This is a genomic window from Microbulbifer weihaiensis (assembly GCF_048323715.1).
Lineage (GTDB): Bacteria > Pseudomonadota > Gammaproteobacteria > Pseudomonadales > Cellvibrionaceae > Microbulbifer.
Genome location: NZ_JBLWFL010000016.1, coordinates 48,550 through 69,785, shown reverse-complemented (window position 1 = coordinate 69,785; position 21,236 = coordinate 48,550). Strand labels below are relative to the sequence as shown.

19 protein-coding genes are annotated in these 21,236 nt (G+C 57.5%); 12 read left to right on the top strand and 7 right to left on the bottom strand.

Going from position 1 to position 21,236, the window contains the following annotated elements; all coding sequences use genetic code 11:
* The first annotated feature begins 14 nt into the window (after positions 1–14).
* The 7 genes from rsxB to ACNKU7_RS15490 all read left to right on the top strand — a co-directional run bounded on the left by rsxB (position 15) and on the right by ACNKU7_RS15490 (position 9,102).
* Positions 15–623, top strand: coding sequence for an electron transport complex subunit RsxB (gene rsxB / locus ACNKU7_RS15520; RefSeq protein WP_418297911.1), 609 nt, complete (start codon positions 15–17; stop codon positions 621–623).
* A complete protein-coding gene (rsxC, locus tag ACNKU7_RS15515) occupies positions 620–2,776 on the top strand; it encodes an electron transport complex subunit RsxC (protein ID WP_418297910.1) in 2,157 nt (718 codons plus the stop codon). The genes rsxB and rsxC overlap by 4 nt, the downstream gene beginning before the upstream one ends.
* A gap of 22 nt (positions 2,777–2,798) precedes the next feature.
* Positions 2,799–3,851: an electron transport complex subunit RsxD gene (rsxD, locus tag ACNKU7_RS15510; RefSeq protein WP_418297909.1), complete on the top strand. Its 1,053-nt coding sequence runs from the start codon at positions 2,799–2,801 to the stop codon at positions 3,849–3,851.
* Positions 3,851–4,549: an electron transport complex subunit RsxG gene (gene rsxG, locus ACNKU7_RS15505; RefSeq protein ID WP_418297908.1), complete on the top strand. Its 699-nt coding sequence runs from the start codon at positions 3,851–3,853 to the stop codon at positions 4,547–4,549. Before rsxD ends, rsxG begins: the two co-directional genes overlap by 1 nt.
* Complete coding sequence (locus ACNKU7_RS15500) at positions 4,549–5,262, top strand: electron transport complex subunit E (protein ID WP_418297907.1); 714 nt, start codon at positions 4,549–4,551, stop codon at positions 5,260–5,262. The genes rsxG and ACNKU7_RS15500 overlap by 1 nt, the downstream gene beginning before the upstream one ends.
* Positions 5,263–5,745: 483 nt before the next feature.
* A complete protein-coding gene (locus ACNKU7_RS15495) occupies positions 5,746–6,468 on the top strand; it encodes a TetR/AcrR family transcriptional regulator (RefSeq protein ID WP_418297906.1) in 723 nt (240 codons plus the stop codon).
* Positions 6,469–6,684: 216 nt separating this feature from the next.
* The gene (locus tag ACNKU7_RS15490; RefSeq protein ID WP_418297905.1) at positions 6,685–9,102 is read left to right on the top strand and encodes an MltF family protein; all 2,418 of its coding nucleotides are present in this window, start codon (positions 6,685–6,687) and stop codon (positions 9,100–9,102) included.
* A gap of 4 nt (positions 9,103–9,106) precedes the next feature.
* Here ACNKU7_RS15490 and ACNKU7_RS15485 read toward each other — a convergent pair whose 3' ends face one another.
* Positions 9,107–10,225 (bottom strand): SO2930 family diheme c-type cytochrome, encoded by a 1,119-nt coding sequence (locus tag ACNKU7_RS15485; protein ID WP_418297904.1) that lies wholly within the window; start codon positions 10,223–10,225, stop codon positions 9,107–9,109.
* Positions 10,218–11,516: a parallel beta-helix domain-containing protein gene (locus ACNKU7_RS15480; protein WP_418297903.1), complete on the bottom strand. Its 1,299-nt coding sequence runs from the start codon at positions 11,514–11,516 to the stop codon at positions 10,218–10,220. Before ACNKU7_RS15480 ends, ACNKU7_RS15485 begins: the two co-directional genes overlap by 8 nt.
* 421 nt (positions 11,517–11,937) lie before the next feature.
* Between ACNKU7_RS15480 and ACNKU7_RS15475 the strand changes: the two genes are divergently transcribed.
* A complete protein-coding gene (locus tag ACNKU7_RS15475) occupies positions 11,938–12,426 on the top strand; it encodes a hypothetical protein (RefSeq protein ID WP_418297902.1) in 489 nt (162 codons plus the stop codon).
* Between the two features lie 118 nt (positions 12,427–12,544).
* Here the strand turns inward: ACNKU7_RS15475 and ACNKU7_RS15470 are convergent, their stop codons facing one another.
* Together ACNKU7_RS15470 and ACNKU7_RS15465 are read right to left on the bottom strand one after the other, a co-directional pair.
* A complete protein-coding gene (locus ACNKU7_RS15470; RefSeq protein ID WP_418297901.1) occupies positions 12,545–13,147 on the bottom strand; it encodes a Yip1 family protein in 603 nt (200 codons plus the stop codon).
* A 337-nt stretch (positions 13,148–13,484) separates the two neighbouring features.
* Entirely contained in the window at positions 13,485–14,549 is a 1,065-nt protein-coding gene (locus ACNKU7_RS15465; protein WP_418297900.1) for a branched-chain amino acid aminotransferase, read from the bottom strand.
* Positions 14,550–15,292: 743 nt separating this feature from the next.
* On the opposite strand from ACNKU7_RS15465, the gene ACNKU7_RS15460 reads away from it, so the two are divergent.
* Positions 15,293–16,588, top strand: a complete 1,296-nt coding sequence (locus ACNKU7_RS15460; protein WP_418297899.1) for a hypothetical protein — start codon at positions 15,293–15,295, stop codon at positions 16,586–16,588.
* 292 nt (positions 16,589–16,880) lie between these two features.
* On the opposite strand, the gene ACNKU7_RS15455 is transcribed toward ACNKU7_RS15460, so the two are convergent.
* The 3 genes from ACNKU7_RS15455 to ACNKU7_RS15445 are packed head-to-tail and all read right to left on the bottom strand — an operon-like array spanning position 16,881 to position 17,633.
* Positions 16,881–17,024, bottom strand: a complete 144-nt coding sequence (locus ACNKU7_RS15455) for a hypothetical protein (RefSeq protein ID WP_418297898.1) — start codon at positions 17,022–17,024, stop codon at positions 16,881–16,883.
* Positions 17,025–17,030: 6 nt separating this feature from the next.
* The gene (locus ACNKU7_RS15450; protein ID WP_418297897.1) at positions 17,031–17,222 is read right to left on the bottom strand and encodes a hypothetical protein; all 192 of its coding nucleotides are present in this window, start codon (positions 17,220–17,222) and stop codon (positions 17,031–17,033) included.
* A gap of 36 nt (positions 17,223–17,258) precedes the next feature.
* Positions 17,259–17,633, bottom strand: coding sequence for a hypothetical protein (locus tag ACNKU7_RS15445; RefSeq protein WP_418297896.1), 375 nt, complete (start codon positions 17,631–17,633; stop codon positions 17,259–17,261).
* 10 nt (positions 17,634–17,643) lie between these two features.
* Between ACNKU7_RS15445 and ACNKU7_RS15440 the strand changes: the two genes are divergently transcribed.
* The 3 genes from ACNKU7_RS15440 to ACNKU7_RS15430 all read left to right on the top strand — a co-directional run bounded on the left by ACNKU7_RS15440 (position 17,644) and on the right by ACNKU7_RS15430 (position 21,001).
* Positions 17,644–18,114, top strand: a complete 471-nt coding sequence (locus ACNKU7_RS15440; RefSeq protein WP_418297895.1) for a hypothetical protein — start codon at positions 17,644–17,646, stop codon at positions 18,112–18,114.
* Between the two features lie 17 nt (positions 18,115–18,131).
* Entirely contained in the window at positions 18,132–19,355 is a 1,224-nt protein-coding gene (locus ACNKU7_RS15435; protein WP_418297894.1) for a hypothetical protein, read from the top strand.
* Positions 19,356–19,432: 77 nt separating this feature from the next.
* Positions 19,433–21,001 (top strand): tetratricopeptide repeat protein, encoded by a 1,569-nt coding sequence (locus ACNKU7_RS15430; protein WP_418297893.1) that lies wholly within the window; start codon positions 19,433–19,435, stop codon positions 20,999–21,001.
* Positions 21,002–21,236: the final 235 nt, after the last annotated feature.

The following is a 21,236-nucleotide window of genomic DNA, read 5'->3' as shown; positions in this document are numbered from 1 at the left end:
AGGCGATCGAACACATGGACTGGTTATCAGAAGTATCCACGCCCCTGCTGATCCTCGGCGGCATGGCCCTGGTGTTCGGCGCCCTGCTGGGATTTGCCGCGGTGCGCTTCAAGGTGGAAGGCGACCCGATTGTGGACCAGATTGACGCCCTGCTCCCGCAAACCCAGTGTGGTCAGTGTGGCCACCCGGGCTGCCGCCCCTATGCCGAGGCCATTGCCAACGGCGAGGCCATCAACAAGTGCCCCCCCGGCGGACAGGCGACCATCAACGACCTGGCCAACCTGTTGGATGTGGAGGCAATACCTCTCGACGCCGAGCACGGTGTGGAAGACGTGAAAAAGGTGGCCTTTATCCGCGAGGCGGAGTGCATCGGTTGCACCAAGTGCATCCAGGCCTGCCCGGTAGACGCCATCGTCGGTGCCGCCAAGCAGATGCATACCGTGATCGTCGACGAGTGCACCGGCTGCGACCTGTGTGTGGAGCCCTGCCCCGTGGACTGTATCGATATGGTGCCGCTGGAAACCGGCCTCCAGCAGTGGCACCCGAAAAAACCGAAAGACGGAATTCAATTGATCGCCAGTGACAGACCCGAGCTGCACACCAGTGACCGGAGTGCCGCATGACCCACCCCCAGGAGCGACTGAGCGCCAGCGAGCGCCGCCAGGCTCGGGAAGCCCGCCTGATTGCCCGCGAGCAAGCCCGCGAACTGAAACCGAACGACTTCCACGGTGGCGTGCACCCGCCGGAAAACAAGCACCAGTCCACCGGCGAGCCCATCGGCACGATTCCGCTGGCGGAAGATTTCATCGTTCCACTCAACCAGCACATCGGCGCCACCGCCATTCCACTGGTGAAACTCGGCGACGACGTCCTCAAGGGCCAGAAAATCGCCGAGGCGGATGGCCCGGTCAGCTGCCCGGTGCATGCGCCAACGTCCGGCAAAGTGGTCGCCATTGAACCCATGGCCGTGCCGCACCCATCCGGGATTCTGGCCGACTGCATCCAGATTCGCGCCGATGGCCGAGACCAGTGGTGCACGCTCGCGCCGGTGGAAGATTTCCGCAGCCGCGATGCCGATGAGCTGCTGGAGAAGATCCGCGAATGCGGCATCGCCGGCATGGGCGGTGCGGGCTTCCCCACAGCGGTCAAACTGAACCCGCGCGGCGGCGCCGAGATCGACACATTGATCATCAACGGCACCGAGTGTGAACCCTATATCACCGCCGACGATATGCTGATGCGCGAGCGCGCCGATGAGATCATCGGCGGTGTGCAAATACTCGCTCACCTGCTGGACGAGCCGGAGCGCGTGCTGATCGGTATTGAGGACAACAAACCGGAAGCCATCGCCGCCATGCGCCAGGCGGCCGAGGGCACCCGCTTTCATGTGGTGGTGTTTCCCACCAAGTACCCGTCCGGCGGCGAGAAACAGCTGATCGAAATCCTCACCGGGCGCGAAGTGCCCAACGAGGGGTTGCCCGCCAACGTGGGTATCGTGTGCCAGAACGTGGGCACCGCCCGCGCCGTGTATCGCGCGATTACCCTGGGCGAGCCCCTGGTCAGCCGCGTCACCACAGTGGTGGGTGAATCCCTGGCGCGCAGCCGCAATATCGAGGTGCCCCTCGGCACCCCCATCCGCCATATCCTCGATTGCCACGGAATCGACCGCAAACAACTGCAACGGATCATTATTGGTGGCCCGATGATGGGCTACACCATCGAGGATGAAAGTGCGCCGGTGGTAAAAACCACCAACTGTATTCTTGCACCCACCTATAAAGAGCTGCCACCGCCGCCGCCGGCCCAGGCCTGTATCCGCTGCGGCCTCTGCGCTGAAGCCTGCCCGGCGTCGCTGCTGCCGCAGCAGTTGTACTGGTATGCCCGCGCCGAAGACCGCGAGAAGCTCCAGGCCTACAACCTGTTCGACTGCATCGAGTGCGGCGCCTGCTCCTACGTTTGCCCTTCCAGCATCCCCCTGGTGCAGTATTACCGCGCAGCCAAGGGCGATATCCGCGAGGCCCGCGCCGAGAAGGAAAAGGCGGATCGCGCCCGCGAGCGCTTCGAATTCCGCAAACTGCGTATGGAAAAGGCCGAGCAGGAAAAAGAAGCCAAGCGACTGGCGCGCAAGAAAGCTGCAGAGGAAGCCCGCAAACAGCGCGAGACCAACACTGACAGCCCTGCGGCACAGGCCGCCAAACAGGAGGCCGACGTGGTCGCCGCCGCCCTGGCGCGGGTCAAGGCCAAGCAGGCCTCCCCCGAACAGCAACTGGCGCGCGCCCAGCGCACCCTGACCAGCGCCGAACATCGCGTGGAGCGGATGCGTACCAAGCTGGCCGAGGCCGATGAGGCCCAGCAGGCGCAACTGGCCGCACAATTGAAAGAAGCCGAGCTGAAACTGCAGGACGCCCGCAATAAGCTGGCCGAAGCGGAAAAGCTCGCTGCGGCCGCCCCGCAACCGGCGGAATCGAGCCCCGCTGAAAAAGCCGAGGAGCGCGAAGCCCGGCTATCGGTAGCCGGTGCCTCTTCCTCAGCCGCCAATGCCGCGATCGAGAAAGCCAAGGCCGCAGCCGCCGCGCGCGCCAATATGGATCCGGCGGAAAAGCTGGCCACAGAGATCGAAGCCCTGGAAAAGCGGGTGCAAAAGGCGCAAGCACGCCTGGACAAGGCCCGTGCCGACGACGACCCCAATACCGCCGCGTTCGAGACCGCGCTCGGCAAAATGCAGGAAAAGCTCGATGCCAAGCGCGCGGAGCAATCCGGCGGACAACAGGAATAACGGGCAGGATTAGAGAACGACCATGTCCCTGATGCGAATAACCTCTCCCCACGCCCACTCCGGCCAGAGTACCGCCAAGGTCATGCTGCAGGTAGCAGTCGCGACCATTCCCGGCGTACTGGCCCTGGTGATTTACTTCGGCGTGGGCGTGCTGATCAATATCTTCCTGTGCACCCTGACCGCACTGGCGAGCGAAGCCGCCGTTATGAAGCTGCGCGGCCGCCCAGTGCTGTTCTACCTGAAAGACTACAGTGCACTGGTCACCGCCCTGCTGCTCGGTATTGCCCTGCCGCCATACTGCGCCTGGTGGCTGCCGGTGGTCGGCAGCATTACCGCCATCGTGCTGGCGAAACAACTGTACGGCGGTATGGGCTACAACCCGTTCAACCCCGCCATGGTCGGCTACGTTGTGTTGCTGATCAGCTTCCCGGTGGAAATGACCCGCTGGGTTGGCGCGGGTGAACTGATTAACGGCACCCCGGGTATTGGTGAAGCCTTCTCGCTGGTATTCGGCAATATGAACGTGGACGGATTCACCCGCGCCACACCGCTGGAAATCGTACGCCATAATCAGTCTACGATTCTGTCCCAGCTCTATGCCATGGAGCCGGTGTTCAACAAAGGCAGCATCGCCGGAATCGGGTGGGAAATGGCCAATGCGGGTTTCCTGATCGGCGGCCTGTTCCTGCTGTTCCGCCGCCTCATCACCTGGCATGCACCGGCTGCCATGCTCGGCACACTGGCCCTGCTCTCAATCATTTTCTATGACGGCGGCAGCTCCCTTAGTGAGGGCTCACCACTGCTGCACCTGTTCTCTGGTGCCACCATGCTGGGAGCCTTCTTCATCATTACCGACCCGGTCAGCGGCTGTACCAGCAACAGGGGGCGCCTGGTATTCGGCGCCGGTGTGGGCCTGATCCTGTTTGTGATTCGGGCCTGGGGCAACTATCCCGATGCGGTTGCCTTTGCGGTACTGCTGATGAATTTTGCTGCGCCGTTTATCGACAATTACACCCTGCCGCGCACCTACGGCCACAAGGCCCCACGCAAGGCCACCGACCTGGAGGAGCAATAATGCTGAGACGCTCCATCGGTACCAATGCCGCGATTCTGACCCTGTTCGCGATCGCTACCGCCGGCACCCTGGCGGTGACCCAGATCACCACCCGCGAGCCGATCGAACGCGCCATTCGCGAAGCCTCTGCCAAGGCGCTGCTGGAAATCATCCCCCTGGATCGGCACAGCAATGACCTGCTGGTAGACACCTACCCGATCCCGCGCCAGTACTGGGCCCTGCTCGGCCTGAAGCAGGAAGCGAACATCAACCTGGCCCGTGAAGAGGATGGCACCATTACGGCTGCGATTATCCCGGCGGTTGCACCAGACGGCTACTCAGGCCCGATTCGTCTCCTCGTGGGCGTCAACCGCGATGGCACGATCGCCGGAGTGCGGGTAACCAACCACGCGGAAACTCCGGGGCTGGGTGACAAGGTCGAGGTCAAGAAAAGTGACTGGGTTCTCTCGTTCAATGGCAAGTCCCTGCAAGACCCGGCGCGGGACCAGTGGAAGGTTCAGAAAGACGGTGGCGCCTTCGACCAGTTCACCGGTGCCACCATCACCCCCAGGGCCGTGGTTCACCAGGTGCGCAAAGTGCTGGATTTCGTGGCAGAGAACCGTGAAAAGATCTTTACCGCCCCGGTGTCCGAGCGCGCGGTGGAAGTTCACCAGCAGCCAGAGAGCAACAACCCCAAACCGGGTTCGGAGAACAATTGATGGCAACCCCGAGCTACGCCGAAATTACCCACAATGGCCTGTGGAAGAACAACCCCGCACTGGTACAGCTACTGGGTTTGTGCCCGCTGCTGGCAGTAACCGGCTCGGTGGTTAACGCCATCGGTCTTGGCCTGGCCACTACCGCCGTACTGACCTGCTCCAACCTGGCGGTTTCACTGGTGCGCAGGCAGATGCCGGAAACCGTACGCCTGCCCGCGTCTGTCATGATCATCGCCACTTTCGTGACCTGTGCCGAACTGCTGATGAAGGCTTTTACCTATGAGCTGTACCTGGTGCTCGGCATCTTTATCCCGCTGATCGTCACCAACTGTGCCATCCTCGGCCGCGCCGATGCCTTTGCCAGTAAAAACCCGGTACTGCCCTCGCTACTGGACGGGTTTATGATGGGCGCCGGCTTTACTGCAGTACTGATCGTGATTGGCGCTGTGCGTGAAGTGATCGGCCGCGGGACATTGTTTGCCGACATGGATTTGCTGCTTGGCCCAGTGGCTGCCAACTGGACGCTGCCGGTTCTCGGTCAGGATTACAGCGGTTTTCTGGTAGCCGTATTGCCTCCGGGCGCCTTCCTGGTTGCCGGGCTGCTGATCGCTGCGAAAAATGCCATTGATGCATATCTCGAGCGCCGCCGCAGCGCAGAAATAAAAATAGTCAGTGGCAGCAAGCGTGTACGTACCACCGGCAAAATCCAGTAATGACTAGCGGCCGAATATTCGGCCGCAATTCCCTTCCCTAATTAATTTATTCCACTCGGTAAATTCCCCCGGTATTTATTGAATATTTATTCAAATAAATAAGCGGTGTAATGGAATGTAATGGGATTTGATTCACAAACCCCAATTCCGGTGTAGCACAGCTGGTACATATCGATAGAATAGCCCGCGCCGTTGAAAAGTTTTAGGTAAACCCAGACCCTCTCTCCGGAATAGCTTGTGACTCGCGAGTATCCGGTAATTAATTATGATTCGGGGAGGCTTCCCCTTCCAAAGTCCGCGGTTTATTACCTCCACACCCTTCAACGCCCCGCCACATATGCAGAGACATACCGAAGGCGGGATAAGCAAAATAAAAAACTATGGAGAGCCCTTAGGGCAGATAAATATCGCAACTCCTAATCAGATTAGGAATCACTGATTATTTATTGCGTCACTTTAAAAACCACAGGAACATCTGTCACCATGACTTTAGACAGTGGAAAGTCTGAACTGGTCTATCAGGGCCGCCGCGCCCAACGGGCCGACAGCCGGCAACGCCGCAAAGCAATCCTTGAAGCGACTTTGCGCCTGATCGTCAAAGAAGGTATTCGCGGGATTCGGCACCGTGCCGTGGCTCGCGAAGCATCCGTTCCCCTCGCCGCGACCACCTATTATTTCAAAGACCTCAACGACCTGATCAGTGATTCGTTCACCTATTTTGTTGAGCAGAATATCGAGCATACCCGACAGCTGCAGGCCGACAGCGTCGCCGTCGCCGGCCAGCTGACGCCAGAGCAGATGGCCTCCGGGGCCGGGCGCAGGCAGCTGACCCAGCAACTCACCCGCTTTGTGCTTTCCCACATTCGCAACCAGGCCAGCAACCGCGACAACCGACTGGTTGAACTTGCATTCCGCCACGAGGCATTGCGCAACGAGCAACTCACCCGCGCCATGCGCATGGCGAACCAGGCCAACGAGAGCCTGATTATCGAGTTCTTCGAGATGCTGCAATTCAGTGACCCGCAAGCCGCTGCACAGATCGTCCATGGCACCATCCTCAACCTGGAATACCAGGTTCTCAACGGCGCTATCGATATGGAATCTCCGCTACTGGAAAGAACCGTGACCCTGATGGTTCGCACGCTGATCCCAAGTCGCATCGAGCCATTGACTACGAGCACCACGACACAGCCTGAACTGACCTGACCCCCGTCCTGAGACATCCAGTGGGCACAGCCCATCGGATGTCACTCCCCTCCCTATACTCTCCCGCAAACACCACGCGACATTTGACGGCCAGGCACCATCCCGCCCGGTACCTGAGCCGAGGACACGGTCGGCGCAGCATTCATCGCCCCCCGCCTTTCTCCAACGGCAGGCGCGGCTAGACTTTAGCTAGATGTACCAAAAGCCGTATCTACCATGTCGCTAGGATTCCGCCCATTACTGGCCTGCCTGTTGCTGTTGTCGATTGTCCTGACAGGCTGTGATCGTGATGCGGAGAAGCCTGCGACATCGAACGACACCCCACCCACTTCCACGCAGCAGCCCACCGCCCCAAGCGAACAACCCGCGAAGAAGCCCTCAATACTCAAGAAGATCCGTGGCGACGACAAAACCATGCACATGGCGGAAAAAGATGACCTCCGTCCCGAGGCCGCGTGGGCACAGGAAACCAGTAGCGAGTACCCGATCAACGCCTATAACAACTATGTGGAAACCGGTGACCTGGAGGCGATCAAAAAGCACGGAAAACTGCGCATTCTGGTCGACATATCCAATACCGACTCCCTGCATCGTTCGGCAACCCAGCAGGATATTGAGCTTGAGGAAGCCAGGCGTCTGGCAGACGCCCTCGGCCTGGAGCCCGTCGTTCTGTATACCAACAATTTTGCCGAACTGGGCCCCAATCTGGTTCAGGGGAAGGGCGATATCGTTGCCAACAATGTCGTCATCACCGAAGCACGCAAGGAACATGTGGATTTTTCCATTCCCACCGCAAATACCCACCTGATTCTGGTATCGAGAAGTGACGAAGAAAAGGTGACGGAAAAAACGGATCTGAAAGGCAAAACGCTGTTTGTTACCAAAGGCACGGCGTACGTGGATGCTGCCAGAAAACTCGCCAGCCAGCACCCCGGCCTGGAACTGAAGGAGGTGGAAAAAAACTATGTCGAACTGGTTATTGATGTCTCCGAAAAGCTGATTGATTTCACCATCGTCGAAGAGCAGATCTACGACCTCGTCACTCAGTTCAAGGATAATCTGGAAAAGAACTATGTCTTTCCCGAAGAGCGCCAGATGTCCTGGGCAATACGCAAGGATTCTCCGGAGCTCCTGGCTGCGGTCAATGCCTTTGTACGTGAGAGCCAGCTGACCCGCTCCACCAAACGCTTTATCGGCGACTTTGATGACATTAAAAAGCGCGGTGTAATCCGCGTCGTCACCCGCAATCACCCGGGCAGCTACTACATGTGGAAAGGCCGGATCATGGGCTACGAGTTCGAACTCGCCCAGGCATTCGCGAAGATACACAAGCTCCGCCTGGAAATCCTGGTAGCACCACGCCATGAAGACTTGATGACCATGCTGCAGGAAGGCAAGGCGGACATCGCCGCCAGCCTGCTCTCGATCACCGAACGACGTAAACATGCACACATGGCGTTTGGCCCACCCTACATGGAAGAAAAAGTGGTGATCGTGGCGCGCGAGAACGAGAGTTTTAACGATCCCAGCGAGCTGGCTGGGCGCACAGTGTACGTGCGCAAATCGAGCAATCACTATGACGTGGCACTTGAGCTGCAGAAGAAAGTGCCGGATTTGAAAATAGAACTGGCTCCCGAGGCACTGAACATCCAGCAGATCATCGATAAGGTAGCCGAAAAGGAATACGACCTGGCCATTGCCGATAATGTGTCGGTAAAACTGGAACACGCCTGGCGTACAGATATCCACACTGCGCTCGATTTACATATTGAAGACAACGTCTATGCATGGATGCTACGCGACAACAATCCACAGCTGCTCGAAGCCGTTAACAAGTTTTTCAATGGCGCCAATACCAAGAAGCACCTGAAAACGCTGTACACCAAATACTTCGCTGCACCCAAGCGCAGTCGCGAGGAAATCAATCGCCTTAATGAAGACGGTACAATTTCGCCGTTTGATGAATACGTCCAGAAATACTCACAGGAATACGACTTCGACTGGCGACTGGTTGTCGCTCAGATGTTCCAGGAGAGCACCTTCAACCCGAAAGCCAAATCCTGGGTCGGTGCACGCGGGCTGATGCAGGTAATGCCGGACACCGGCAAACAGGTCGGCGAGAAGAACCTGTTCGACCCCGAGACCAGCGTCCGCGCCGGGATCAAATACCTGGAATGGCTACACCGCAAGTTTGAGGATAAGGGCATCACCCCCGAGAACATGATGTGGTTCACTCTTGCTGCGTACAATGCCGGGCTCGGCCATGTGTACGATGCACAGGATCTGGCGGAAGAAAAAGGCTGGGATCGCAAGGTCTGGTTCAACAATGTCGAAAATGCGATGCTGCTGCTTTCAGAGAAGGAATACTATACCAGGGCCCGCTACGGCTATGCGCGGGGTCAGGAGCCCTACGACTATGTGCGTAAAATCCAGGCCCGCTTCCGCACTTATGTCGCCTTACTGGAAGATTACGAGCGCCGCCAGAAAGACGAAGAGCAGAGCCTGATCGAGCAGGCACCAGAGCTGTTTGCCGGCGCCTTCTATCTCCCCCAGTCTCACGGGAGTTGGCCGCCCTCCAGGAATGAGTCCAACAGGTTAACTGCGAACTACTTCCTGGAGGGTGCCGGATGGTGAAGAATCAGGAACAGTTGCCGGGAATGGAGGCAATCCATTCACTCAACAGTTCGACACCTTCGTCATGTACCAGGCTGCGCCCCAACTCCGGCATCATGGCGCCAGGGTCGGTAGACTCCACACGGAAGTTCAGGATCGACTTTTCCGGGCTGCCCGGAACAATGGCAAACAGGCGATTGCCGGACCCTGTGCCCGCGGCAACCGGCGGCTTACAAATTCCCAGGCGGCGCATGTCCGCTTCCCCGTGATGCAACATCAGTCCAGAAGTATCCGCCGCACCACTTGGGTTATGACAGTGGCCACAGTTGATGTCCAGGTACGAACGCGCGCGCTCCTCCAATGCAACTGACGCGTCCTTGTAGTCCGCGTTGTGCGGTACGGAAGCGAGTTCCGGCAGCCCGCTCAGGTAGCCAACCTGCTGCCAGTACAGCAGCTGGTTTTCACTGCCTTCCTGATAGGCATAGTCCTTGTTCAAATGACGGGCGCGGGGACCAATCGGGCGAATCGCCTTCCGGGTGTGGTTATCAGCGTGACAACCGGCGCACTGGTTAGCGTCCGGTACCACGTAGGCAAACTGCTCCGCACTGCCGTCCGCGCTCACCAGCTGCAGGCGCTGGGCATCGCCGGCGATTTCCAACACTGCGTCAGTCTGTTGCTCATTCCAGACGTACGGCAGAGCCTGCCAACCGTCCTCACGCTTCACCAGCACGCGTGTTTCCAACAGCCTCACGTTGCGCAGGTTCAAGCCGGCACCGGCAAAATCGTTACTGTAGTCGTCTGTGCGCAAAACACTGCCATCTTCACCTCGAGGGTAATAGAACGTCTTGCTGATAATCGTGCCGACGGGGTATTCGAAATCGTCTTCACCATAAGCGGCACTGGCGCCTTCCGGCATCCATACGGTGCGCAGCTTGTGGGCATAGTCTGTGAAAAGTGCAGTGTTCAGGTCGTAGGGCACTACGCGATCATTGAGCGCCAGCTCACCATCAATCGCCTCCACTACGTGCCATGCACTCAAATTCTCGGGCACGGCATCACGGCCGTACAACGTGACCTGTTCACGGGGTGCATCGCACCCCGTCAGCATCAGGGCCAGGACAGCGCCCCAATACAATTTACGCATCGGCCACCTCTGTCTGTGCACTCTGCTCGTCCTGAGGCTTATCGAAATCCAGTACGATCTGCGGCAGTTTTTTCAGGCTGCACTGATGCGCGGAAATATCCGTAGTAATGTTTTTATAGTTGCCCTGAACATCGACATTGATGATATCCACACCTTCATTGTCGATACACAGCTTCAGGTTCTCAGGCAGCTTGCCGTCGACAAATTTGTTTTGGTCGATGGCGCCATCCCACAGGATGTCCGGCATGCTGCCAGTCAAACCAAACTTTGCAATCTTGAGTGCCTTCAGCTCCATGTGATCCGGAGAGGAGCCACCACCAGTAAACTGGTTGTCGTAGATGTAGATACCTTCTGGATACGGGTCGAAGTTTTCCTGGGTCGACTTGTCGGTGTAATAGCCCGCGGCGAAGTAGCTGCTTACGATCACGTTAGCGGTATCGTTGTCAGCGATGTCGTTATTGAAAATCTCAACATAGTCATTGGAATTGATCACGACGCCGGAACCCGCAGGTACCGCGGCAACTGGTGTGCCCTCATGGCCAAAGTTGTCAGTGTTGTTCTTGAATACGCGGTTGTTGTAAACCCGGGTGCTATGGCCCGGCTGCGGCAGGTTCGGCATGTTGAATACCAGAATGCCGCCGGTATTGTTGGTTGCCACATTGTCATAAACGTCGGCACCAATCGTATTTTCGATTTCGATACCTGCCACGTTAAATTCCGCGCGGTTGTTGCGCACGATCACATTGCGCGACTGCCCAACGTAAATACCAGCGTCAGATGCGCCGATCGCAACAGTACCTTCCACCAGGGTGTTTTCAGTCTGTACCGGGTAAATACCATAGGCGCCGTTATCCGTGGATGGGCCATTGGTCCACTCAACACGAATATTGCGAATGATGATGTTCTTGCCTTCGTTGACCTTTAGCGCGTCGCCAATGGTGTCCTCGATCGCGAGTCCTTCAATGGTGAAGTCGCTGGCATTCACCAGCAGGCCCTCAGCCCCCTGAATCTGGTCTTTGAATGAAAGGATGGTCTTGTCCATGCCCGCACCGCGGATGGTCACGCCATCGACGTTCAGGGAAAGACTGCGGTTCAGGCTGTACTTGCCAGCCGGAATTTCAATCACATCACCGGGCTGGGCCTGAATCAGCTGCTTCAACAGTTGTTTTTGGAAATCCGCGGACGCAGTCGCCGCGGAGCTCTCTGCAGCTTTGCCACTGTTGCCTTCCTGCGAACAGGCTACAGCCAGGGCCGTCAGCAGAACTACGCCGAGTTTAGCGGTAGTTTTCATGGAGTCTCCCAATCCAAACAGGTTATTCATTTTGGTTTTTATACGTTCCACAACCCGCAAGCAAAGTATCAGGATTCCAACCGGTCGTTTTAGGACAGCGGCCAAACTCCCCACCAGCATCACCCAAAGTGGTACGATTGTACCAGTTAGAGGGCGCGCAAAATCTGGGCTATGAATGCTCGGATAGTATCCAATCCCACTAGGCGCCGGCAACAAGCCATTAGGAACTATGTCTCTTTTTAACCAAGAACAGCCCTGACCAACCAGTCTTTTCTGACGCCAATCACCGCCAATGGCTTGCCCCACCGAATTCCTCGCGGTACTTTCCAGTCACCCCCGATCCCACAGCCGCGGATACTGAGGAATGGAAGCCACCAGACGGGCCTGCAACCAACGAAACGCCACAACGAGTAACCGCCGCTTGCGCAGATACCTGGCGTTTCTTGGTTACGCCGCACTTTTCTCCGCCACCTCTGCCGTCCACGGGGAACAGCTGACGCTGGAAGTCCGTGTTGATGGCCACGAGTACCAGGCGACACAGCCGCTGGGTTCCGAGTTTGAATATTTCGAATCCGGGGCGCTCACAGGCAGGGCCGGTAGTGTCACCAGAACCTATGATGCCATCCGCTGCGATGGGCCCTGGGGGGCGATGAAATACCAGGTGGCGCTACCCAGCGGCCCCGGTTTCATCTTGCAAACCAGCGGCGACAAGCTGCTCCTGCGCATTCTTGAACACCGGGTATTGAGTGAAGATCGCACTATTCAGGCCATGAAAGTGCACTGCCAGGATCTGGCCCCGAAAATGGTCGTTAACGCGATAACAGAGATAGAAATACAACGTGGCAAGCCCTTCACCGATGAAGTTCATCTCGACAATGGCTTTCAGCTCGCACTGGACTACGAGCCCTGACTATCCCTCGGCTGCGCGTTAATATACCAGCCAAAATGCACAAAAAAGCCCGCGAGTGCTTGCGCACACACGGGCTTTTTGTTGCCTGTTTTTTTCGGCGGCGGCCTAAGTCAGCGGGTCAGTGCTGGAAGACCGGTGCAGCGACATAGCTCCAGAACAGAACGGTTGCCACCATGACTACAACTGCCATCACCAGACAGACCGTCACTACGGCGCTGGCGAATAGGAAGCCCCGCTCTTCCGAAATATTCAGCACAATCGGAATTCCGATATAAAGCAGGTACACCGCATAGGCCACAGCCAGGGTCGCCAGCAGAATATCGAACCACAGCACCGGATAAAGCCCTGCAGCTCCGGCAATGAAAATCGGTGTTGCGGTAAATCCCGCAATCACCATACCTTTCATCGGGTGCGTCTTGGCGCCGTAGGTTTTTGCCATCCAGTGAATGAAAAAGCCGATTGCCACTACCGCCAGGATCATGGTGACGTAAAACACCGCAACCAGGGATAATGCGCTCTGGCTGGTAAGGGTTCGAACCTGGCCGCTATTGCCGATACTCCAGCCGATTTCGGTAGTGCCGAAATACCAGGCCATTGCTGGCAGAAGTGCCAAGACGATAACGTAAGGAATCTGACGGTTGAGCCCCTTTTCAGACAGACCGGCAATCTGTTGCCACTGCCTGCGAGGTTGCACCATCAAACCAAAGAGATGATTCAGCATTCCCGTTCTCCTCACTCAGAGGAACTTCTCAACCGTGCGAATTCGCGGGTGAGAGGGAGAGCCTAATTTTAACTCTCAAATTGAGCTGGATACGACTTGTCAAAGTGAGGGATACCGCCAAAGGCATTTCCCAAAGTTCCAGTTTCTTATTATTCGCACTACAAGTTGTAACACCTCAGTCACCCAAGTCAACGGAATCCTAAAAATTGGCGCGAATAAAAAAACGGCCGTTTCCGGGGGAAACAGCCGCTTTTTGCTAAGTGCTACGATTTCACTCGAAACCAATCAGCACATTGAAATCCCGTGACGACAGCCTGTGCAAGCCGTGGGCAAGCTATCAATTCTCTGCAACATCAACCGCTTGCATCCAGCCAAAACGGTCATCAGCCCGCCCCTCCTGAATATCCAGTAAGGCTGCGCGCAGGCGCTCTGCGACAGGCCCTGGCGCCTGCTTCAGGCGGTAGCGGCGCTCGTCGTCACCCAGCTCGCTGATCGGGCTGACGATGGCCGCGGTGCCGCAGGCAAATGCCTCACTGCAGGTACCCGATTCCACCAGCTTGAGCAAATCATCGATATCGATATCCCGCTCGTGCACCTCCAACCCAAGCTCCCTGGCCAGGGTGAGAATGGAATCGCGGGTGATGCCTTCAAGAATGGATCCATTCAGCGCCGGGGTATGCAGGGCCCCGTCCATCACGGCAAAGAAGTTCATCCCCGAGAGTTCGTCGACCGTATGGCGATTGCCAGGGTTCAGCCACAGGGATTGATCGTAGCCGCGCTCTTTGAGGCGCGACACGCTCAGCAGGGAGGCCGCGTAATTGCCGCCAACCTTGGCATCGCCAGTTCCCCCCACCGCAGCGCGGGAGTCCTCACGCTCGATCCACAGGCGCATATTGCCCGCATGGTAAGCCTCTGAAGGGCTGGCAATCACATAAAACTCGTAGGCCCGGCTAGCCGTCACCGAGAGGTCTGGCTGGGTACCGATCAGGAACGGGCGGATATAGAGTGACTCACCACTGCTCGCCGGTATCAGGTTGGCGCAATAAGCAGCCATGGTGCGCACACCGTCAAGAAAGAGTGACTCGGTCACCGGAGGCATGCACAGGCGTCTGGCAGAGTGCGCCATGCGCGCAGCGTTGCGCTCAGGACGGAACAGGCGCACCCGGGATCCGTTGCGGTAGGCCTTCATACCCTCAAAACAGGTCTGCGCGTAATGCAGAACCTTGGCCGCCGGATCCAGGGCCAATGGGCCATAAGGTATCAGCTCGCCGTCGCTCCAACGGCCATCCTGAAATCGGGCGCGAAACATTACCGGGGCCATAACCGTGCCGAACCCCAGCCGTTCTGGCAGCTCAAACCCGCGCAGACTGGCGATGGCTTCCGGTTGTATTTTTATGCTCACAAAGCTCTCCCATTAACAGTGCACAGGAATTCTGAAACCTGCGAATTATGGCGCTTATCCGCGCTTAATCCAAATCAGCCTACCAATCTCAAAGTTGTTTCCGCAATACCCTCAGCCCACAACCCGCTACTTAGGACAAACATTGCGCGCCTGGCCATATAAGTGCCGACGATGAGACGAGACCACTCACCAGCCCCGGGTACCGCAGCTCGGGAGACTCCATGGCACCTACACTGATCAAGTTAGTTCGCGGCCTTTCGGCCTGCTTTCCTGATGTGCATTGCCATTGACGTTATCAAGGCACCCAAAGGATCCATCCCGGGCCGTCGATCAATTACTGGCACCGAAGTACGCAGGCTTCTCAGCTCCCGCCTCCCCCCAATGAAGCGGCCTGCCACACTGTGACTTCGACGAAAAATCACCGCGGTTTTCTTCAGGCGCCATAGCCATCTCCAATACGCAAGGACGGAAAAATTCGTTGGCTATACTCAAAAATACACGGACGGTGCCCGCTAAATGCAAGGGAATCCAGTGCCAATTACAAGGCTACAGAAATTCCAGCGTCACCAAAGTCCGGACTACGAACAAACACACCGGTAACCCGGCAGGAAATTGAACGAGCCACACTTCAGGGAGAGAAAAACCGCGCGACTTTTTTCTGGCCGCCGGAACTCGAGCTTACCCACACCCCCTAACTGGGGTCGGGGCAAGTCAACACAACATGGAATGGAAGTGGTTCTACCGTGACACAGACTGAAATCAGCAATGCGATAGCGATCGGCTTGATGTTTACAGCCTCAGCTCTGCTGTGTGGCTCTGTATCGGCGCAGGAATTACCTGCAAGCGACGAAGGCGCGGCACCGCCTGCTGCGTATATCGAAGCAGCGTCAAAACCACTGGAAAAACCGAAGCGAATACTGAGGCCCTCGCGGGCTGCGGAAGAATACCGTCAGCGCATCGAAGAAATGGAAGCCGAACATGGTGCCTACGGCGCCGGTCTCGATGAACAGCTAATCGGGCTCGGAACCGCCCTGCAACGCGCCGGCAATCACGAGGAAGCGATTTCCCAGTTCCGGCGTGCGATGCTGATTAACCGCGTCAACGAGGGACTCTACTCCCTCAACCAGGTTCCGATGATTGAGCGCATGATTGAAAGCCAGATTGCACTCAACGAGTGGGAAGATGCGAACGACAACCACGAGTACCTGTTCTGGCTGCATGCAAAAAACTACGGCGAAAATGACCCCAGAATGCTGCCGGTGATCAATGAGTTGAGCAGCTGGCACTTGCAGGCGTATATCGATGAGAAGGGTGCGACGCTATTCGAGCACCTGATCAATGCGACCAACCTGTACGCGCTTGCCATCGATATTATTTCGCAGAATTTTGGCGCGAATGACCTGCGCCTGGTCGATGCCTTGCGCGGCCTGAAGGCGACTAATTACTACCTGGCAACTTATACCGGCGAACCTCAGGAAGCCGTGGTGATCAATACGAATTTTGGTGGATCCGATATGAGTCCTGAGCGTCGTGCTCAGCTGGATCACTACCGCATGAACAGTTTCAGTTCGGGAAAAACTGCCATCACGCGCATCATGGACGTGTACCAGAAAAACCCGAAGTCGCCCCCGGCCGCGTCCGCCAAGGCGAAGGTTGAGCTGGGCGACTGGTACATGATGTTTAACAAGTGGCATTCGGCCCGGGAAACCTACGGCGAGGCCTATCAGGCGCTATGGGATAACGGTGCGACCAATCAGGAAATCGAGGAAATTTTTGGTCGCCCCGCCGCCCTGCCTGCACTGCCATTACTGGATGAGGATCGCGAAGCGCTGGCTAATTCGTACGTTACCGTTTCCTACGATGTCACCGCTTTCGGCAAGGCGCGCAACGTGCGCATTCTGAATGCTGAGCCGAACGATCAAGTCAGTATCCGGTCGCGGGTACGCGACGTATTGAAGCGAGCCAAGTTTCGCCCGCGTTTTGAAAACGGCGAACCGGTGGACACGACCGGTATCGTGCAGAGATTCGTGTTCGACTGATGTAGCAAAGTTGGTTCACCCCGAAAAACTGGCGTTTAAAAGAAGCTGCCACAACAACAAGCCGGGGAGCGAACTGTCGAACTTACACCACGCGTTGAAACAGGCCGCCGCGATCTCGCCGCGGCCTGTGAGCGCATCAGGAGAAGCTAATGACACTACGGAAATTCGCACAACGGTTTGACCTTTCCCGCAGCGGTGCCAACCGTCGCGACGGCACAAAACCAGAAGTGCTGCGCTGGCGCACCATGGTCTCAGCGCTGGTGCTCGCTGCGGCCGTCGCGGGCTGTAAAAATCAGCAGACCCAACAGCAACCACCGGCAAAGCCCCAGCCATCCTCAAGTTCCGCGAGCTCGCCTTCGCAGTCCCAGCCGAAGCCGCAATCCCAGTCCCAATCTTCCAGTCCCTCAAAATCGAGTCCGTCGACGGCCAGCAGCATGCCATCTCAGAGCTCACCCAGCAGTCGCAGCCCGAGCATGTCTACCGCCAGCAGTCGCGCGCAACCAAACACCGCGACGCCAAGCATCGAGTCTGCAGATCGCTCGAGTAAGCAGGCAAGTACAGCGTCTGATAGCGGCGAGGAATCCAGCCGCCGTTCGCGCTCAACAAGCAGTGCGGAAGACCCGACAGCCAGCACCGATAGCCGCGCAACACCGGTTTATACCGACTCGGATCAGCGGCCAGAAGACTCACGTACTCCGCCGGATCCGTCGTCGAATAAGAGTAATTCCGAGCCGCCAGACGAAATCGACTTTTCCGAGGAACAGCAAAGCGCAAGCAGCTCATCCAGCTCAAGTTCAAGCGCTTCCAGTGCTTCTGCTTCCAGTAGCAGCGCCTCCTCGAGCAGCGCCTCCTCTAGCAGCGCCAGCGCATCGTCGTCCAGCAGCGCCCCGAGCAGCGCCTCCAGCAGTTCGCCGGCCAGTAGTTCACCTTCCTCAGCCAGCGCGTCCCAGGCCAGCAGCGGCTCGCCCGCCAGTGGTTCGCCGGCTGCGGCGTCTGGCTCGAGCAGTGCTGCCGGTGCCCCGCCGAGTGGCAGCGGTGCACCCAACGAAGCGCCAATGACTTCTGCGGAGCGCGTCGCCGAACTCGAAGGTGAGTTCGATTCCACCATGGCCAGCTACGACGGAATGATCCTGCGCGAGCGCGACTATGTGCGCAATCGCCCAGCCTCTGCTGAGGAAGAAACGGCAGAAGACGAAGTGCCACCCGGGGAGTCCCTTGAAGACCTCATTGAGTCCGCCGAAGCCGAGCTGCCCGCGCCGCCGGCGGGTGGTGGTGAAGGCGGCAGCGGGCCGGAGCAGAGTAATTCCAGTGGCCAGGCCACGGGTCCCGGCCTGCCAACCAAGGGACGTATTGGTGAATATGACCACGCCAATACTGCAGCGGTAGTACCGGAAAATGTGCCCAGCGGTGACGACGACGATGTAGTGGCGCGACAGATCCGTGAAGCCGCCATGCGCGAGAAGGATCCAGAGCTGCAGGAGCGGCTTTGGGAGGAATACCGTAAATATAAAAAATCGCAGAAGTAACAACGGAGGGTTGCAGTATGTTGTCGAAGTTTCATCGCAGAGTGACTTCATCGGAGTACCTGCGTACGACCTGTTGCACATTGATCTTCAGCCTGCTGGTGATCACTGGCTGTACCACAACGGAAGTCCGCACCACGGCCTATACACCGCTCACTGTGGAGGACACCGCCATCTCGGAAAACCGCCTGCTGGATGTCGGCATAGTTCAGTTCAATACTGGACTCGATCAGCAGGAAGAGGTCGAGGAAGACGAGCTGGTGTTCCCGGAATTGCGCCGCGCAGAATCCCGATATATTGCGGTGACCCTGGCCGACGCCGTCCAGACGAGCAATGGCTGGGGTGCCGTGCGGGTAATACCCAGTGAGCGCACCAATATCGACGTGACAGTAAACGGCTCGATCATCCAGTCAGACGGGGAAACCCTGACCATCGAAGTAACAGTGACGGACTCTCGTGGCCAGGTCTGGTTTACCAAGCAATATACGGAGCAGGCCTCCCACTACGCTTATGATCGCAAGCATCCCACGGAAGGTGATGCTTTCCAGGGGATCTACAACCGCGTAGCCAATGACATGCTCGTTTATCGCCAGGGCCTGTCAGACCAGTACATCGCCGAATTGCGCACAATTTCTGAGATCAAATTCGCACGCAGCTTTTCTCCCAACGCATTTGACCGCTACCTGATCCAGGACAACGACGGCATCTACCAGTTGACGGCGCTGCCCGCGGAAAGCGATCCCATGCTGATGCGGGTGCGCCGCATCCGCGAGCGCGATTATCTGTTCGTCGACACCCTCCAGGGCTACTACGACACCTTTGTGAAATCCATGGAGACCCCCTACCAGGAGTGGCGGGCCATGAGTTACGAAGAGGTCAAGGAAATGCGCGAGCTGAAACGCAAAGCGCGTAATAACACCATCATGGGGGTTGCCGCGATCGTCGGCGGGATTGCAGCCGCAGGCGCCGGTGGCGGCGCTGCACGGCAAGCGGGCAACGTAGCCGTCGCCGGCGGTGGCTATCTGGTTAAAAGCGGTTTCGACCGGCGCTCTGAAGCCAAGATGCATATCGAGGCACTCCAGGAGCTCGGCGATTCAATGGAAGCGGAAGTGGAACCACGCATCGTCGAACTGGAAGACCGCACGGTAACCCTGTCTGGCTCAGTGGAAAACCAGTACCGCCAATGGCGTGAAATTTTAAAAGAAATCTACCAGGCAGAAACCGGTCAGGCGACAGAAATCTGACGGCTTCATTCGAATGCAAGGGCTGCCGGGATTATCTCCGGCAGTCATAAAATAACAGCGAGCAGTGCGGAGTCACTATGCAACACCGCGATTCCTCTTCAGATGATCAGAACTACATTCAACCCGCGGATTTCACCTTCGGGCATGAAAGCAATGCCGGCGAAAATGAAAAAAACGCGGAAAAGTCTCAAGGAAAATCGACCGCGCCGGATCGTCAACGCCTGGTACACGGAGTCATAGCTTCGGCCCTGATGCTGGCTCTCGTGGGCGTATTCTGGATATTGCCCAAAACCGTAGACAAGCCGCGCGTGGCTACCATTGCGCCACCTACCGCGAGCACAAAGGATCCTGCGGCTAAGGCACCGGCAATCCAGGAATCGCCTTTTACAGAAGCAGAGATTACCCAGCAGCGGCGCGAGGTACAAAAAGTACTGCAGGAAATACTGCAACTGCAGGAAGAGCTCATCGAGCGCAAGGTAGAAACCTGGGCGGCGGAAGAATACTTCGCTGCACGTACCCTCGCCGAAGACGCGGATGGAATATATCGACAACGCAAATTCCATCAGGCGCTGGAGCAATACCGACAAGCGCTCGCTGGATTACAGCAAATACGCGACAGCATTCCCGCGCGCATCGAGCAGCACATCGCGGAAGGCAATGCAGCTCTGGACAGCGGCGATGCGGCGGTTGCACAAAAGGCGTTTGACCTGGTGCTGACGATATCCGAAGACCACCCCCGTGGACTGAGTGGCAAGGCGCGGGCAGCAATACTCCCGGAAGTGTGGCAACACGTTGTCACAGGCCGCGACGCGTTTGCCGCCAGCGACCTCGACACCGCCAAGTCGGCCCTCGAACAGGCCCTCGCCAAGGATGCTGAAACCGTACCCGCCAAAGAGCTGCTGCCCAAGGTCGAGGCTGCAATTCTTGAGCGGGATTACAGCCAGGCGATGTCCGAGGGTTACGCAGCAATTGCCGAGGGGAAGTTCGAACTGGCAAAACAACACTTTGTCCGTGCTCGCAATTTGAAACCCGATGCTTCTGATCCTGGAATCGGCATGGCGCAGGCGGAAAACGGGATAGCACAGTCGCGTATCGACCAGCTGTTCGCCCGCGCTGCACAACAGGAACAGAAAGAGCAGTGGCACAAGGCGGCAGCGGATTACCGCAAACTGATCGCGGAAGACAGCAGCCTGGTTCAGGCGCTCACCGGTAAAGCCCGGGCGGAGGCTCGGGCCAAGCTCGATGACCAGCTGCAGGAACTCTTACAGGATCCGCTAACACTGGGCCAAAGCAAGCGCAGTCAGTATGCACGCAAGGTGCTGGCGGATGCCCGGGCGCTGAAAGCCGACACACCGCGACTGAGCAGGCAAATAGAGCAACTTGAAAGCGCACTTACCCAGTCATTGATCCCCATTACCGTACGCCTGCAATCGGATACCAGTACCGACGTGACCATCTACCACGTGGGCAAGCTGGGAAATTTCTCTGAACGGGAAATTGCCCTCAAACCCGGGCGCTATACGATCGTCGGCACGCGCAGTGGTTATCGCGATGTACGCCACGAAATCGTTGTCGATCCCAGCAGCGAGGCACCCGTTGTCACTATCCAGTGCGCAGAAAAAATAAACGGTGCCAATAACAGTTGACCCACTGAACCTCCCCCGCCCCACCTGATCAAATTACACACGATTTCGTGTGTAGCCCCTGCCTCCCCGATCCGGCTTGTGTGAAAAGCCCGGATCGGGGAAACGCCCCTTAACACCGAGAAAGAAGTGGACGGAAGCGACCAACCGGTGCTTGGCAAACAAAGTTTCTACTGCCAAAAGCACGTCGATTCAGGTTGCTTTCGCGAGAGCCAGCTAAGCTGAAATGCGCGGCTCC